Here is a 15,461-nt window from a genome sequence, read left to right on the forward strand (position 1 = left end):
TTTAATTTTTACTTCCTTTTTTTCCGAAATGATAAGCCGGATCTAGTATCTCTTGATGCATTTTGGGAGAAGTAATAATTAGATTATCTAAATTATACACATCCCCACCTTTATCAATAGGTTGTTTATGGTGTAAAATATATGACTTATGTTTACCGTAATGCTCTTTTTTAGGCGCGATAGGGGAATTCCCGTTTTTCATTCTTGCTATGTTATTTTTATTAAATTCATTTGCATATTCAGTGTTTGCTATTGATTTCCAGAATTCTTTTCTGAACTCATCAAATGATTTGAACTCCTTCCCAAGGAGCTGTTTACGTACTTCTTGAGGTATAACCCCTAATTTACCATTATTGTACATTAGTCTTTCTTGAAGCTGAAGCCCTCTGCTTGGAATTGCTTTACCAGTTGCAACACCTGGAATGTTTCTTTTGGTAAACAGAATGCTAGATTCTTTAGTTTCTTCTATAATTTTCTTTAACAAAGGCGTATTCTTCACATTGTGAGTATTTTCAATATCCTGTGCTATTCCGGCAAGCGCGGGTTCGTACTTGTTTTTCGAAAAGGAATTGATGTAGTTTTGTCCTTTTTCAATCCCGGTTTTTACATGTTTTGCAGCCGCTTTTTCTCCGGCTTCCAAGACGTTATCCACTTTGGCGGCGCCTGTTTTCGCGAGCTTGCTTGTTACTTTTACAGCTGAGCCGGAACCTTTTAGTCCGACGATGCTCCCGATGGCGTAGGTGATGTAATGTGATCTTGAATACGCATCCCCGTTAACCATTTTATCATTCCATGAATCCGCCAGGTTTGTCCATATGATTTTTGCGTAGGAGGGCGTGTTCAATACAGCCGATATGGTTTTAGCGACTTTTTGTTCATCGGAGAGATGGTAAAAATCCCATGCGCCGACAGCCAGATCTTTGACGCCGGTTACGGTGTCTTTTCCGACATCATAAAGGCCGACGCCTATTCCTTTGACGATGTCCCAAGCCGTTTCTCCGACTTCTTCGAGTTGTTTTGCTTGTTCAAGCTGCATCACATATTGCACCTGAGCGGGTTCAAGGTTTTCATAGCCGATCTTCTTCGCGATTTCCAAATACTCATCCGGGTCGGTGACGCCATCAGCCAGCTTTTTCTTTAGATCCTTGATTTCACGCTCTTTCGCTTCTTCCTTTTTGATCGTCAAATAAGCATCCGAATGTCTTGCGATATCGCCTTTTTTCTTATGGATGTCGCTTTCACGGTACGCCTTGGCATTGTAGTGAAGCGGCGTGGCGCTTTTTCCTTTGCCCGTGGCGTTTTGAAGCTGCTGGAAGTCAGCTTGGATGAACTGTTCGTTCGCTTCGGTTTCTGCGTATTCTTTCATTAGATCGTGATCAAGCTTGCCGAGCTTATGTATTGTTTCGCTTCTTTTTTTGTCAGCTGAAGAGAGCTTCTGATCCGTGTTTTCGGTTGAAAACAGATCAAGCGAGATGATGTCTTCGATCTCTCCGAGGATGGAGCGCATGTCCTTTTTCTGCTCTTCCATAATTGCCTTTGATTTACTGAGGGCGTGGGTGAGCTCGTGTTCCAGAAATGATTCTTCTACATGTGAATTGGAAAGTCCGGCATCTTCGACCTTGCCGGGAAGGCTTGTGAGAAATGCGATTTTCATATCGATCAGATCAAGCCAACTGTTTGTGACGCCGGCGTGGTCCTCGAAAAAAGCTTTAATGTTGTCTGCGCCCCGGCCGGAGAAATCATTGTCACCAAGATCAGCCATGCCTTGAAACGCTTTTTTCAGGTTGACCATCTGACCGCGCAGTTTTTTGTATTCACCCGCGCGCTGTTTGGCAGCGGCCAGCAGGCTGTTTGCTTCGAAAACTTTCATGACCATATCCTTTCTTTTGTTCGATATCAAAATTTTACCACGTGAATCGGGGTATACAGTGTAGGAAATAGGTAATAAGAATAAAATGAATCTTTTGACTTGCGACTTCCTTCCTGTATGAAGGGAGGCTTTTTATGTTTTGTACAATAACCCTCAAATTCGGCTTAGTGCGCCGCGGTGATTTTAGGCGTGCCTGTTTTTTCTAATGTCTTACACTCGAAACAACCTAATCGCTGAGGTATAATAGAAACAGAGTATTTAATCATACAGATTCAATTCGTGAAAGAGAGTGGAACAAAATGGGCCGTAAGTGGAACAATATTAAAGAAAAGAAAGCATCAAAGGACGCAAATACGAGCCGGATTTACGCGAAGTTCGGCCGTGAGATTTATGTGGCGGCAAAACAAGGCGAGCCAGATCCGGAATCGAACCAGGCGTTAAAAGTGGTGCTTGAGCGCGCAAAGACGTACAGTGTGCCGAAAAATATTATTGAGCGTGCGATTGAAAAGGCGAAAGGCGGCGCGGAGGAGAACTTTGACGAGCTGCGTTACGAAGGTTTCGGGCCGAACGGTTCAATGATCATCGTTGATGCGTTAACGAATAATGTAAACCGCACGGCGCCTGAAGTTCGTGCCGCATTCGGGAAAAACGGAGGAAATATGGGTGTGAGCGGGTCTGTCGCTTACATGTTCGATGCGACTGCCGTTATCGGCGTTGAAGGCAAGACGGCGGATGAAGCGCTGGAATTGCTGATGGAAGCTGACGTGGACGTGCGCGATATCTTAGAAGAGGATGACAGTGTTATCGTGTATGCTGAGCCTGATCAATTCCATGCCGTACAAGAGGCATTCAAAAATGCCGGTGTTGAAGAGTTCACAGTTGCGGAGCTGACGATGCTTGCGCAAAATGAAATCGAGCTTCCCGAAGATGCGAAAGCTCAATTTGAAAAGCTGATCGATGTGTTGGAAGATTTGGAAGACGTACAGCAGGTTTATCACAATGTAGATTTAGGCGAATAAAGACAAAAAGGCCGGGGCGGCATAAGTTCCGGCCTTTTTATTTTGCTTATGCGGCCGGCCTGTATCGTATTTCTCCGTAAGCAATTATTGATTATTTCGCCAAAACTGGGCGGATGCCCATACGTTTCCTTCCGCATGTCATAAACTGGACTGTAACCTATGTGAAGGAGCGATAAATCATGGATGAAAGAAGACCGATTTACGGCGGCGGCTTTGGCGGCGGCTATGGAGGGTTTGGAGGCTACGGCGGCTACCCGGGATACGGTTTTGGCGGCTACGGCGGCTTCGGAGGATATCCGGGATACGGTTTCGGCGGAGGCTACGGCTACCCGGGATACGGTTTTGGCGGTTACGGCGGCTACGGCGGCTATGGCGGCTATGGAGGGTTTGGAGGCTACCCGGGATACGGTTTTGGCGGCTATGGCGGAGGCTACGGCGGCTACCCGTTCCATCATCGGGACAGTCAATATATCTGACCATTCGGGAAAAAGCACTCTTGGACAGCAAGAGTGTTTTTTTGTGACCGTTTCTAAGCGCGGGCTTTTTTCATTTCTTGCGGGGCATAAATGCCGTTACGGGTTCATACCTATTAAGGTCATGTGTTTAGGAAAGGAGGATCGTCGTAATGAAAGAAAATCAGCCGTTTACACCGGTTAAATCTTATAAGCCCTTCCACAGCCGGTTTGATCCCTGCCCGCCGATCGGGAGAAAATACTACAGAACGCCGCCGCATCTTTATATGCGGTTTCAGCCGTATCACTTGGAGCAGTTTTCTCCGATGGAGGCATTGAGAAAAGGGACCCTTTGGAAGGATCTTTACGATTTCTATGATAATCCTTATCGGGGGGGAATCGAATATGGCGAAAAAGATTGATGATGAATACTATCGGCTGCTGGAGCAAATCCAGGCGGCGGACTTTGTCTTGGTGGAGCTGACGCTTTATCTGGATACGCATCCCCATGACCGTCTCGCGCTTCAGCAGTTTCATGAATATTCCCGGTACTCAAGGCAGCTGAGAAAACGGTTTGAACCTGAGTACGGACCGCTTCTGCAATTTGGCGTGAGTCAGGTTGGCGCGCAGTGGGATTGGGGCCGCGGTCCTTGGCCGTGGCAAGTATAAGGAGGGATCTGTAAATGTGGGTATATGAAAAAAAGCTGCAGTATCCGGTTAAAGTGAGCACATGTAACCCGATGCTGGCTAAGTTTTTGATTGAACAATACGGCGGGGCTGACGGCGAATTAGCCGCCGCGCTCCGGTATTTAAACCAGCGCTACACGATTCCTGATAAGGTGATCGGCCTGCTGACGGATATCGGCACGGAGGAGTTTGCCCATTTGGAAATGATTGCGACGATGATTTATAAGCTGACAAAAGATGCGACCCCGCAGCAGCTGCGTGATGCAGGGCTCAGCGACCATTACGTCAACCATGACAGCGCGCTGTTTTATCATAATGCGGCCGGAGTTCCGTTCACGGCGTCTTACATACAGGCAAAGGGAGACCCGATCGCTGATTTATATGAAGATATCGCGGCTGAGGAGAAGGCGAGAGCGACGTATCAATGGATTATTGATATTTCCGATGACCCTGACCTGAATGATTCACTCCGTTTTCTGCGTGAGCGTGAAATCGTTCACTCCATGCGTTTCAGGGAAGCGGTTGAGATTTTAAAAGAAGAACGTGATAAGAAGAAAATTTTTTAAACGGCCCTCAAACATGACGGCTGTTTTTTTCCTTTCTGCGTTTGGTCTATAATGAAGGTGTCGAATATTCTGATTACGGGAGGATTTTATGACACCATTTACGATTACGGAAGAGACGGCGGGAGCCTTCCGGGTCACCCCTGCCCGGAAGGATGATACAAAAGAGGTTATGGAGCTGCTCGTGTCAGCGGCGGAATGGCTTCGGGATAAAGGATCAAACCAGTGGAGCGGGCTTTTGCAAGGAGAAGATACCCACAATATGCGGGAGGCAATCGCCAAAGGACATGTTTTTCTATTCAGGCAGAAAGCTGAGCTGGCCGGTGTCGTCATGCTGCTCCCCGAAGCAAGCGAGTGGGACAGACGTCTATGGGGCAATGAGGGACATGGAGAATCCGTATATCTGCATCGGCTGGCGATTAACAGGCGGTATGCAGGCGCGGGACTCGGCCGGACGATCATGACTTGGGCGGAGACGGGGGTGTCTTGTCCGGGAAAAACAAAAATCCGGCTCGATTGCGTGTCTGATAACAAGGCGCTTCAGTCGTTTTACAGCGGGATGGGATACGAATCAAAAGGATTTGCATCAGGTTATCATTTGTTTGAAAAAGAGATGAGCAAATAAAAAGCTCCTCATGACGGAGGTGCAAGAGACATGGGATATTTTTATCTGATCTGTCTGGCCGCGTTTTGTCTTAATTTTGCCGTATCGGCTGTTCTCCGTAAAAAATGGCCGAAAAAGATGTGGCCTGAATGCCTTTTGGCGGTACTGGGCCTTGCTGCATTCGGTACGGTTGTTTACAGCATTTTCGGTGTCGGCGGCTGGGAAGGGATGGGCCTGGGCCTTGCTGCGATGTTTGCCGGTTTCGGAGCGGCCGTCGGTTATGTTGCTGAGACGTGCGTTCGGGCCGTGAAATCGAATCAAAAACATTAAACTGAGAAACGCGGCTGCGGCTGTGTTTTTTGTGTTTTCGGCCGCTGTATAGAAAACAGGCGGATGTCCATAATGGTAATGACTTTTAAGAAGAAGGTGCAGATATGGGACATTTATTTACAGTGGCTTGGGAATTAGTATGCGGTTTGGGTATTTTATTTGTGATTTTAAAATTGCTCGGAAAAACTCAATTCTCACAGATTACGCCATTTGATTTTATTTCGGCGCTTATCCTCGGCGAATTGGTCGGAAATGCGGTGTATGATAAAGGCGTCAGGATCGTTGAAATCATTTTTGCTTCTCTGTTATGGGGGATTTTAATCTATTTCATCGAACTGATTACGCAGAAAGTGAAAAGCTCCAGAAAGCTGTTGGAAGGCGAGCCGAACATTGTCATTCATAAAGGAAAACTGAAATATGATGTGCTGAAAAAAAATAAACTGGACATTAATCAGCTGCAGAGCCTTCTCAGACAGGCGAACTGCTTTTCCATACAGGAAGCGGAATATGCGATTTTAGAAACAAACGGGATGGTCAGCGTCCTGCCGAAATTTCCGTACGACACGACGAAAAACGGCGACATGCAAATAAAACCGAAGCAGGTCTCTTTACCGGTCACACTGATTATTGACGGTGAAGTGCTGCACGAAAACCTGAAAGAAGCCGGGGTGGAAGAAGAACAGCTGATGCAAGACCTGAAAAAGCAAAACATCAAAAAAACGGAGGACGTGTTGTATGCGGAATGGAAGCCCGATAAACCGCTGTTCGTCCTGCCGTATGAGGAGAAAAAATAAAAAGAGCTTTGCCCCGGGGCAAACGCTCTTTATTATTTTCCGTGTACGCCTGTTTTAACGGCTTTGACATGATACATACCGACGTCCGTCCCAAGCATGTAATCAGGTTTCGGCTTGCCTTGGTTTGCTTTGTGGGCCGCGATGTGATCTTCGCTTTTTTCCCATTGCTTCCAATGGTCTTCTGACTCCCAGCGGATTAAGACGACGACTTCTTCATCGCCGCGGCGGACTTTTTTCTCCAGGACTGTTACGTCAATCAAGCCTTCCTGCTTTTCAATTACGCCTTCTGAGCTGAAGCGTTCGATCACTTTATCGGCATGTCCTTCTTTTACGGTCATTTTTCTGATTTGCACGAACATCTGGCATCTCTCCAATCATTTTCAAGCTTTATTTTAAATGAAAATGATTCTCAAAGTCAATTGCGATGACTGATTACGATTTGAGGAGAAAGACATGGCCTTCCTCGTCTTTAAATTGCACGAAGCTGCCCCACTCCATTTGTTTCGGTTCATCTATAAATGTGACGCCGTTTTTTTTCATCTGTTCGTACGCGGCAAAGACATCTTCGCATTCAAATACGATTGAAGCCTCCATATGCTCGGCCCCTTTCATCATCGCTTTCGGATAGATAACCAAATGAGTCTCGGCTCCTTTTGGCGCTACTTCAAGCCAGAAGGCATTCGGGCCCATCGGATGTTCGGCGACGGTTTCAAACCCCGCTTTTTCCGTCCAGAATGTTTTCGCTTTTTGCTGATCATCAGTGTATACGGCGACTGTCGCGATTTTTTTGATCATCTTACTGACCTCCTGTTTCATTTCTTTTATAGTGTGTCCTGCAGGCGAAAAAAGCAACCGAAAGCTTTAATGTGCCGGCTTTTTTTTATTTCTCTAGTACGATCGGCAATTCCGATTTATAATTTAGACAAAAGTACATATTCTTGAAAGAGGAGACGGCAGTGAACAAAGACCAATTACTTCATGATTATATTATTACACATTCGGCCGAGCTGACGGAAAAATGGCTCAAGCTGAGACGGAAGCTGAGAGGGCATTTTTATTCTGCGAATCAATTAAGTGAGGAAATGAAACAGCTGCTGATCGAGCAGCATACCTTTACGAACACGGCCGTCGCAAGCGCTTTTTTGGAAGACCCGGCTGTTTTTCAGCATAACAAAGAAAAATGGGCCGCACAGGTAGCGAAAAGCAGAGTGGAGCAGGACGCGCAGGTTCATGAGGTCGTTGAAGCGATCGGCAATTCAAGAACCGTCTTTTGGGAGGCGGTCACCCGTTTTATAGATGAGCATCAGGATATCGTAACAAAAGAGGATGTCCGCCGCTGGAATCACCTTGTTAACGGCTCATTTGATCAGCTGATGACGGATTTTACTGAACAGTATCAGACATTAATGATCGCGAGGCTGTCATCTCAGCAGGAGCTTATTTCCGAATTGAGCTGTCCGGTTATTTTGATCGCGGATACGATCGGCACTCTGCCGCTCATCGGCGCGATTGATACGAGACGGGCGCGCGTGATATTGGAGACGGTGCCGGAAAACTGTGTCGCCAAACGGATCACAAACCTTGTGATTGATCTGTCCGGTGTGCCCATTGTCGATACGATGGTGGCGCAGCAATTGTACATGCTGTCGAAAACGTTATTTCTCCTCGGCATCAGAACCGTATTTTCCGGCATTCGGCCTGATGTGGCACAGACTTCTATCCAATTGGGGCTTGATTTTTCAGCGTATCAAACCTACGGCTCTCTGGAACAGGCGCTCGCCAGCATGGGTGTCACATGTACGATCGAGGAAACAAAAGCATAGAAAAAAAGTGCTCCGGCCAGAGGCGGGGCGCTTTTTTTGTCAGCGGGAAACAATTTAAATATTCGAAAACTTAGTTGACAGCTAGGGATAGTTTGAATTATTCTTATACACATCGAACCGGCACAAATAGCTGATCGGAAACAAACGAAAGCTGGCCGTATTGCCCATATCTGATACTGGTATAATGGCCCATCAGTCAACTGAAGGCATATTATTTTCCTTTTTTTAAAGGAGATAATATGCCTTTTTTTATGCAGAGAAAGAGAGGAGAAATCAGGCAAATGAAAAAAATAACGGCATTTTTAGTATTACTTTTACTGGCAGGGACGCTGTCAGCCTGTCAGTCTGAGTCCGGGAGCGCTTCATCAGACGGAAAAACCGTTCAGCTGCTGAATGTATCGTATGATCCGACGCGGGAGCTGTATAAAGAGTATAATCAGGCCTTTTCTTCTTATTGGAAAAAGAAAACGGGTCAAGATGTAACCGTACAGCAATCGCACGGTGGTTCGGGGAAACAGGCCAGATCCGTTATAGACGGACTTGACGCTGATGTCGTAACACTTGCTTTGGGCTATGACATTGATTCGATAGCCGAAAAAGCCCATCTCATTGATCAAAACTGGCAGTCCCGTCTGCCGGATCAATCAACTCCTTACACGTCAACCATTGTGTTCTTAGTCAGAAAAGGAAATCCGAAACATATCACTGATTGGGCTGACTTAGCGAAAAAGGGTGTTTCTGTCATTACGCCCAATCCGAAAACATCCGGCGGAGCCAGATGGAACTATTTAGCGGCCTGGGCATATGCGGATGAAACGTATCATCATGACGAAACGAAAATCAAACAGTTTATGAAAGACCTCTACGGCAATGTGGAAGTACTTGATTCAGGGGCGCGGGGGGCAACGACCAGTTTTACAGAAAGAGGGATGGGGGATGTATTGATCGCTTGGGAAAATGAGGCCTATCTCACACTGAAGGAATTCGGCAAGGAAAAGTTTGAGATTGTCAATCCTTCAATCAGCATTCTTGCTGAGCCTCCTGTCTCTGTCGTCGACAAAACGGCGGATAAAAAAGGAACAAAAAAAGCGGCTGAAGCATATTTATCCTATCTCTACAGCAAAAAAGGACAGGAGATCGCCGCGAAGAATTTTTACCGGCCACGCGATAAAGAGGTTCTGAAAAAGTATGAAAAACAATTCCCGCATATCAAAACAGTGACGGTCGAAAAGGAATTCGACGGCTGGAAAAAAGCGCAGGAAACCCATTTCAATGACGGCGGAACCTTTGACAGCATCTATGGGAAATAGAAAGAGGAAACGATGATGAGAACACTGCTTTTCAAAAAAACAAAACCGTCCGTGATTCCGGGTTTCGGACTAACGATGGGATTTACATTTTTATATATGGCCGTTTTGGTTATCGTGCCGCTCTCAATGGTGTTTTTTCAAACCATGTCAATGGGCCCCGGGGACGTCTGGCGTATCATTTCTGAGCCGAGAGCCGCAGCTTCCTATCGTCTGAGCTTCATGACGGCGGGCTGCGCTGCTTTGATCAATGCGGTTTTCGGCGTTGTCATCGCCTGGGTGCTGACGAGATATGACTTTCCGGGGAAGAGGCTGGCTGACGGCCTGGTTGATCTGCCTTTTGCACTGCCGACCGCCGTCGCAGGCATAACATTGACGGCGATGTATGCGCCGGACGGATGGATCGGACAGCTGGTTCCTTTCCGTATCTCGTTTACGCCGATCGGCATTGTCATCGCATTAACATTTATCGGGCTGCCTTTTGTCGTCAGGATGGTTCAGCCCGTCTTAGAAAGTCTCCAAAAAGAAACGGAAGAAGCATCTGCCTCACTCGGAGCCTCAAAATGGAAAACCTTTCGAAGGGTCATTCTGCCGGAGCTGTTTCCTTCTATTCTATCGGGTTTTGCATTATCCTTTGCCCGCGCTCTCGGGGAGTATGGTTCTGTTGTATTTATCGCGGGCAATATGCCGTTTAAAACCGAGATTTCCCCGCTGATCATTATGACGAAACTAGAGCAGTACGATTATGCCGGGGCAACGGCTGTTGCGGCAGTCATGCTTGTCATCACATTTTTCATTTTATTCATCATCAATGGATTGCAATGGCTCACCGCGAGAAAATACGCAGGAAGGTAGGGGATTTTCCATGCAGCTGGAAACAGCCAAAACAGCCGCACCAAAGCGGGAGATGCGGGAATCACCCGTTGTGAAATGGGTGCTGATCTCAGCGGTTCTGCTCTTTTTGTCCATATTTTTAATCATGCCGCTTGCATTTATATTTATTGAAGCTTTTAAAAAGGGGGCGGAGGCCTATATCCTCTTTGTCACGCATCCGGATTCCCTTGCCGCGATGAAATTGACGCTCCTCGTCGTTTTCATCACGGTTCCGCTGAATACGCTGTTCGGCGTTGCCGCGGCGTGGGCTGTGACCAAATATGAATTCAGGGGGAAAAGTCTGTTTATGACACTGATTGATCTGCCGTTTGCCGTGTCTCCGGTGATCGCGGGCTTAATCTTTGTTCTTTTGTTCGGGCTTCACGGCTGGCTTGGTCCATTTTTACTTGATCACCAGATAAAAATCGTATTCGCCGTCCCGGGCATCGTGCTTGCATCCTTGTTTGTGACGCTCCCTTTCATCGCCCGGGAATTAATACCGCTTATGCAAAGCTTGGGAAATGCTGAAGAAGAAGCGTCCGTCACCCTTGGTGCTGGAGGCTGGAGAACGTTTTGGCATGTCACGCTTCCTAATATCAAATGGGGGCTGATCTACGGGGTGATTTTAAGCACGGCCCGGACAATCGGCGAATTCGGCGCCGTATCAGTCGTTTCCGGCCATATCAGGGGTGTTACCAACACGCTCCCGCTTCATATCGAAATTTTGTACAACGAATATCAGTTTACGGCCGCTTTTGCGGTGGCTTCTGTCATGTCGGTTTTTGCGATTGTGACACTGTTTTTGAAAAACATCATTGAATGGAAAGCCGGTTATCGCTCTGCCAAAGCCGGGTGAGGAAGGAGTCATTATGGAGATTACGATCGACAGTATTTCTAAGCATTACGGAAACTATCAAGCATTGCGGGATATCAATCTTCACGTCAATAATGGCGAGCTGGTCGCACTTCTCGGCCCGTCAGGCTCAGGCAAAACGTCATTGCTGAGAGTTATTGCCGGCCTTGAGCAGGCGGATGGGGGGCGTGTCCTGTTCGGAAGACAAGATGTGACAAATACGCATGTGAAAAGCAGACATGTCGGTTTTGTGTTTCAGCACTATGCGTTATTCAGCAAGATGACAATCTTTGAAAATGTCGCCTACGGATTAAAAGTCCGTCCGCGAAAGCAGCGCCCTGCAAAAAAAGAAATTGCCGAAAAGGTCAGAGAGCTTCTCGCTCTTGTAAAACTGGAACCTTATGAAAAGCGCTACCCTTCGCAGCTGTCAGGCGGACAAAGGCAGAGAGCTGCCCTCGCACGCGCCTTGGCCGTAGAACCGAAAATTTTGCTTTTGGATGAACCGTTCGGCGCGCTCGACGCAAAAGTAAGAAAAGAATTGAGACAATGGCTCAGGCGGCTTCATGATGAATTCAGCATGACAAGTATTTTCGTCACTCACGACCAGGAAGAAGCGCTTGATGTGGCCGACCGCATCGTCATTATGAATGAAGGTGCGATTGAACAGATCGGAACGCCGCAGGAGGTCTATGATTACCCCGCAAATCCGTTTGTGTACGACTTTCTTGGCAGTGTCAATGTATTTGAAGGAAAAGTGGAAGGAGGAAAGCTGATCACCGGAAATGCGGTATTACCTGTCGGGCATGCTGATCAGGACAGGGGGATCGCTTATGTGAGGCCCCATCATTTTACCGTAGAAAAAAATCCGTCCAGTCTGAATTCGTTTGAAGCAAAGGCGGCGCATATCCGCGCCATCGGGCCGTCCGTCAGATTGGAAGCCGTCCGTACCGACACAGGCCAGCATTTGGAGATTGAGCTTTCAAAGGAGCAATATGACGACTTGGGGGCCGGTGTCGGTGACACAGTTTATGTCAAAGCGAAGGAAGTGAAAGTATTCGCGACGAAATCATATCCAAAAATCGTGTAAATGTTATTGATTTTTGGAGGGAAACATAATAGTATAATTATATATTTCTTATCAGAATAGTATGAATTAAAAATCATTGTCTTAAGATGAACGGCCAGACGTAAAGGGGGAGCATGATGACGTCCAAAGGAAACGTAGATCCGCATGTGGTTGAAAAGATTATCAGTGCGCTGGAAACGATCGATTTCGGGACTGTTCAGATTACGGTTCATAATTCCCAAGTGACACAAATTGATAAGGTGGAGAAATATCGATTTTCCCTGAAGAGCAAAGAAGCAAAACAGCAATCTTAAAAAACGGCCAATGACAGGAGGCGGTACATATGAAGCATTCAACTGTTCCTTTCCGGGAGAGCCGGTATCTGCACCTGCCCGAAGTGCGCTTTCTGCATTGGTGCACGAAGCAATACGGCATAAATAAAGGCGTGCTGAATACAATTGACGGCTGGTTTTATGATGCGGGCATCATTCCCGTTCCCGTCAGGCGTCTTTATGTGCTGGCGTTTCTCGATTATGCGAAAACGCCGGGACAGAAGGGGAATATCCGATTCGGGCACGGCGGATTGACGAAAAAACTGTATGATTTCATGAATATGCAGGAGTGTGCAGCAAAACGCCAGGCCTGATATCCTTAAAATCTTCTTAAAATCATGCAAATTTCTCCCATTTTATTTATAATAGACCTATCACGATCATTTTTTGGGAGGACTTTTGACATGCAAACTGCTGCTTATGAGAGCAAACAATCTATTATGCAGCGCATTATAACGGTATTTGTGTTTACGCTGTTAGTTGCGACAATCGGTCTGTATACCGGCCAGTTCATTCCGCCGGCATTGATGCTGCCGCTTTCGATCTTAGAGGTCGTCATGATCTTCGCGGCGTTTTGGCTGCGCCGAAAAAAAGCCGTCGGATATGCGTTTGTGTTTTCATTCGCTTTTATTTCCGGAATGACGCTGTTTCCGATTATCAGCCATTATGCGTCCGCAGCGGGCGCCTATGTCGTATTGGAGGCATTCGGCTCTTCGTTTGTGATTTTTGCGGTGCTCGGCACGATCGGCGCTAAGACGAAAAAGGACTTGTCGTTTTTATGGTCCTTCTTGCTTGTCGCTGTTATCGCGCTTCTCACGGTGGGGATCTTTAATATTTTCAGCCCGCTGAATTCCGCCGCCATGATGGCGTATTCCGTCATCGGAACGATTGTGTTTTCAATGTACATCTTATACGACCTGAACCAGATCAAACACCGTGACATCACGGCGGATCTGATTCCTTTGATGGCATTGACGCTTTATATCGACTTTATCAACCTGTTTATCAACCTGCTTCGGTTTTTCGGGATTTTAAACAGTGATGATTAACCGCGCGAAAAAGGCGCCCTGCTAAAGGGGCGCCTTTTATGTTCTGCCGCCGGAAAACAGCAGAATCTTATCAAATAAAACTTCAAGCATTTTTGTGAAGGCCGCTTTTTCTTCAGCGGTGAAGTTTTCCATGACACCTGAAATTTTAGAAAAGTGGCTGGGGAGGAACAGCATCAGCTTTTCTTTTCCTTCCTTTGTGAGCTCGATACTGATTTTTCGTCTGTCGCCGGTATGCCGGCTGCGGTTTACAAAGCCGTCCCGTGCGAGTCCGTCGATCAATCCGGTGATGGTCGCTTTGGTGACGTTGGATTTTTTCGCCAGCTCCGTCGGACTCAGGCTGTGGCCAGGTGCGTCAAACAGAAACATTAAAATTTTGAATTTGCCTTCTGACAATCCGTGACTTGAGAAATAATGCTCCATGACATGATTCATTTTTTTCGCCATATCAAATAAAGTCAAAAATGTTTTCAATGAGTCAGCATCCATATCGGCGTAAATCTCAGCGTGTCCGGCAATCTGCGAGTAATCCGGCAAATCTCTCAATTCCATTTTTGTAAGCCTCCGTACATTTTTGTGATTCAAAGTATAAGCTTGCCGGGTTCAAAAGGCAACTTATAAAGATTGACAGTTTTTCAGCCCATATAGTAAGGTGGCTAATAGTTAATGAGTGGTAAATAAATAGAGAAGGCGGTAACGTGATGAACCATGAAGTGAAGAAGATCATCATAGCGGGCGGAGGGATCGGCGGCATGTCTGCAGCGATTTCTCTCGGAAGAGCGGGTTTTGAAGTGACCCTTTGCGAGGCGGCGTCCGACATGCGAAAAAGCGGAGCGGGCATTCTCCAGCCTCAAAATGCGCTGCGGGTGCTGAGGGAAATCGGGGTGTATGAAGAATGCTGCCAACACGGCTTTCAAACGGAATGGCTGAAGCAGCATGATGAAAACGGAACGCTGCGGTTTAAAGTGAGTGAGGCGTTTTTAGATGATTCATTGCCTGGGAGGAATAATATACTTCGGCAAACCTTAAATGATGTCCTCAGAAAGCATGCTGAAGCGGCGGGGGTTACGATGCTGCTGGGGAAAAGAGTCGTATCTTACGAAGAAACAGCAGATGAAATAACGGTGCATTTCGCAGACGGAACCGCGATGACGGCTGACATTCTCGCCGGTTTTGACGGAATCCGCTCTGCTGTCCGCGATCAAATGCTGCAAAGAGAAGTGGAAACGGAGTATCTCGGCATGGGGGCGCACAGATTTTACATCTCTTTTCCCGAGCCGATATTTCATGATTCGACACTGATGTATAAAAAAGGGCAGACACAGGTCGGGGTCGTGCCGCTGTCCGAAAAAACAGGATACGTATTTATCATCCGGCCGTATGACGCTGACTTCAGGGATGACGAGGACACGCGTTTTGAACGGGTGAAAGACTTGCTGCGCGGATTTCCGGGAGTGAAGTTTGTGACAGAAAATATGTCAAAGGAATATCCCGTTTTGTTTCATAAGGTTGAGCAGATGGCGGTCAAAGAGCCGTGGCACAGAGGCCGCGTCGTTCTCGGCGGGGATGCCGTCCATGCAGGAGCACCGACATTGGCGCAGGGCGCGGCGATGGCGATTGAAGACGCAATCGTGCTTAGTGAAGAACTGCAAAAGCACAAAAACCATGAAACTGCATGTCAAGCATACTTCGAACGACGGGCGGAGCGGGCTTTACGGGTGCAGAATCTCTCATCTGAAATCGTCCGCCGCGAGATAAAGGGAACGCCCGGCATCCAAGACATCATCGGTGAATGCCATCGATTGCTCAAAGAGCCTTATTAAATAAAGAAAGTCCAGAACA

21 protein-coding genes are annotated in these 15,461 nt (G+C 47.0%); 17 read left to right on the forward strand and 4 right to left on the reverse strand.

All coding sequences use genetic code 11. From position 1 onward, the window contains the following. Position 1 precedes the first annotated feature (1 nt). Complete coding sequence (locus AD710_RS11365) at positions 2 to 1,870, reverse strand: T7SS effector LXG polymorphic toxin (RefSeq protein ID WP_049628044.1); 1,869 nt, start codon at positions 1,868 to 1,870, stop codon at positions 2 to 4. Positions 1,871 to 2,169: 299 nt separating this feature from the next. On the opposite strand from AD710_RS11365, the gene AD710_RS11370 reads away from it, so the two are divergent. From AD710_RS11370 to AD710_RS11405, 8 genes are all read left to right on the forward strand, one after another. Next, positions 2,170 to 2,889: a YebC/PmpR family DNA-binding transcriptional regulator gene (locus tag AD710_RS11370; protein WP_014469866.1), complete on the forward strand. Its 720-nt coding sequence runs from the start codon at positions 2,170 to 2,172 to the stop codon at positions 2,887 to 2,889. Between the two features lie 179 nt (positions 2,890 to 3,068). Then, the gene (locus tag AD710_RS11375; protein ID WP_049628045.1) at positions 3,069 to 3,365 is read left to right on the forward strand and encodes a hypothetical protein; all 297 of its coding nucleotides are present in this window, start codon (positions 3,069 to 3,071) and stop codon (positions 3,363 to 3,365) included. Positions 3,366 to 3,514: 149 nt separating this feature from the next. Next, positions 3,515 to 3,763: a spore coat-associated protein CotJA gene (gene cotJA / locus AD710_RS11380; protein WP_003155704.1), complete on the forward strand. Its 249-nt coding sequence runs from the start codon at positions 3,515 to 3,517 to the stop codon at positions 3,761 to 3,763. Next, on the forward strand, positions 3,747 to 4,010 hold the full coding sequence (cotJB, locus tag AD710_RS11385; protein ID WP_007408934.1) for a spore coat protein CotJB: 264 nt from the start codon (positions 3,747 to 3,749) through the stop codon (positions 4,008 to 4,010). Before cotJA ends, cotJB begins: the two co-directional genes overlap by 17 nt. 14 nt (positions 4,011 to 4,024) lie before the next feature. Continuing rightward, the gene (cotJC, locus tag AD710_RS11390) at positions 4,025 to 4,594 is read left to right on the forward strand and encodes a spore coat protein CotJC (protein ID WP_013351314.1); all 570 of its coding nucleotides are present in this window, start codon (positions 4,025 to 4,027) and stop codon (positions 4,592 to 4,594) included. Positions 4,595 to 4,682: 88 nt separating this feature from the next. Beyond that, positions 4,683 to 5,216, forward strand: coding sequence for a GNAT family N-acetyltransferase (locus AD710_RS11395; RefSeq protein WP_049628046.1), 534 nt, complete (start codon positions 4,683 to 4,685; stop codon positions 5,214 to 5,216). A gap of 30 nt (positions 5,217 to 5,246) precedes the next feature. Then, positions 5,247 to 5,525, forward strand: a complete 279-nt coding sequence (locus AD710_RS11400; RefSeq protein ID WP_049628047.1) for a YesK-like family protein — start codon at positions 5,247 to 5,249, stop codon at positions 5,523 to 5,525. 104 nt (positions 5,526 to 5,629) lie between these two features. Further along, on the forward strand, positions 5,630 to 6,319 hold the full coding sequence (locus tag AD710_RS11405; RefSeq protein WP_045927133.1) for a YetF domain-containing protein: 690 nt from the start codon (positions 5,630 to 5,632) through the stop codon (positions 6,317 to 6,319). A 32-nt stretch (positions 6,320 to 6,351) separates the two neighbouring features. Here AD710_RS11405 and hmoA read toward each other — a convergent pair whose 3' ends face one another. Next, on the reverse strand, positions 6,352 to 6,678 hold the full coding sequence (gene hmoA, locus AD710_RS11410) for a heme-degrading oxygenase HmoA (RefSeq protein ID WP_016936945.1): 327 nt from the start codon (positions 6,676 to 6,678) through the stop codon (positions 6,352 to 6,354). Between the two features lie 73 nt (positions 6,679 to 6,751). After that, complete coding sequence (locus AD710_RS11415; RefSeq protein ID WP_049628048.1) at positions 6,752 to 7,114, reverse strand: VOC family protein; 363 nt, start codon at positions 7,112 to 7,114, stop codon at positions 6,752 to 6,754. Positions 7,115 to 7,275: 161 nt separating this feature from the next. Between AD710_RS11415 and AD710_RS11420 the strand changes: the two genes are divergently transcribed. The 8 genes from AD710_RS11420 to AD710_RS11450 all read left to right on the forward strand — a co-directional run bounded on the left by AD710_RS11420 (position 7,276) and on the right by AD710_RS11450 (position 13,622). Further along, positions 7,276 to 8,142, forward strand: a complete 867-nt coding sequence (locus tag AD710_RS11420; RefSeq protein ID WP_049628049.1) for an STAS domain-containing protein — start codon at positions 7,276 to 7,278, stop codon at positions 8,140 to 8,142. 239 nt (positions 8,143 to 8,381) lie between these two features. Next, the gene (locus AD710_RS11425) at positions 8,382 to 9,452 is read left to right on the forward strand and encodes a sulfate ABC transporter substrate-binding protein (protein ID WP_082197878.1); all 1,071 of its coding nucleotides are present in this window, start codon (positions 8,382 to 8,384) and stop codon (positions 9,450 to 9,452) included. Between the two features lie 15 nt (positions 9,453 to 9,467). Then, positions 9,468 to 10,304 (forward strand): sulfate ABC transporter permease subunit CysT, encoded by an 837-nt coding sequence (gene cysT, locus AD710_RS11430; protein WP_049628050.1) that lies wholly within the window; start codon positions 9,468 to 9,470, stop codon positions 10,302 to 10,304. 10 nt (positions 10,305 to 10,314) lie between these two features. Then, positions 10,315 to 11,178, forward strand: a complete 864-nt coding sequence (gene cysW / locus AD710_RS11435; RefSeq protein WP_049628051.1) for a sulfate ABC transporter permease subunit CysW — start codon at positions 10,315 to 10,317, stop codon at positions 11,176 to 11,178. Between the two features lie 13 nt (positions 11,179 to 11,191). Next, positions 11,192 to 12,262: a sulfate/molybdate ABC transporter ATP-binding protein gene (locus tag AD710_RS11440; protein WP_049628052.1), complete on the forward strand. Its 1,071-nt coding sequence runs from the start codon at positions 11,192 to 11,194 to the stop codon at positions 12,260 to 12,262. 116 nt (positions 12,263 to 12,378) lie between these two features. Continuing rightward, positions 12,379 to 12,555, forward strand: coding sequence for a YezD family protein (locus AD710_RS19160; RefSeq protein ID WP_016936952.1), 177 nt, complete (start codon positions 12,379 to 12,381; stop codon positions 12,553 to 12,555). A gap of 29 nt (positions 12,556 to 12,584) precedes the next feature. Further along, positions 12,585 to 12,887 (forward strand): FMN riboswitch-binding regulator RibR, encoded by a 303-nt coding sequence (locus tag AD710_RS11445; RefSeq protein ID WP_049628053.1) that lies wholly within the window; start codon positions 12,585 to 12,587, stop codon positions 12,885 to 12,887. Between the two features lie 90 nt (positions 12,888 to 12,977). Continuing rightward, positions 12,978 to 13,622 carry a Bax inhibitor-1/YccA family protein gene (locus tag AD710_RS11450; protein WP_049628054.1) on the forward strand — a complete coding sequence of 215 codons (645 nt, stop codon included), beginning with the start codon at positions 12,978 to 12,980 and terminating at the stop codon, positions 13,620 to 13,622. 36 nt (positions 13,623 to 13,658) lie between these two features. Here the strand turns inward: AD710_RS11450 and AD710_RS11455 are convergent, their stop codons facing one another. After that, positions 13,659 to 14,171: a MarR family winged helix-turn-helix transcriptional regulator gene (locus AD710_RS11455; protein ID WP_049628055.1), complete on the reverse strand. Its 513-nt coding sequence runs from the start codon at positions 14,169 to 14,171 to the stop codon at positions 13,659 to 13,661. 149 nt (positions 14,172 to 14,320) lie between these two features. On the opposite strand from AD710_RS11455, the gene AD710_RS11460 reads away from it, so the two are divergent. Beyond that, a complete protein-coding gene (locus AD710_RS11460) occupies positions 14,321 to 15,442 on the forward strand; it encodes an FAD-dependent oxidoreductase (RefSeq protein ID WP_049628056.1) in 1,122 nt (373 codons plus the stop codon). The last annotated feature ends 19 nt before the right edge of the window (positions 15,443 to 15,461 follow it).

Source organism: Bacillus sp. JFL15 (genome assembly GCF_001184225.1).
Classification (GTDB): domain Bacteria; phylum Bacillota; class Bacilli; order Bacillales; family Bacillaceae; genus Bacillus; species Bacillus siamensis.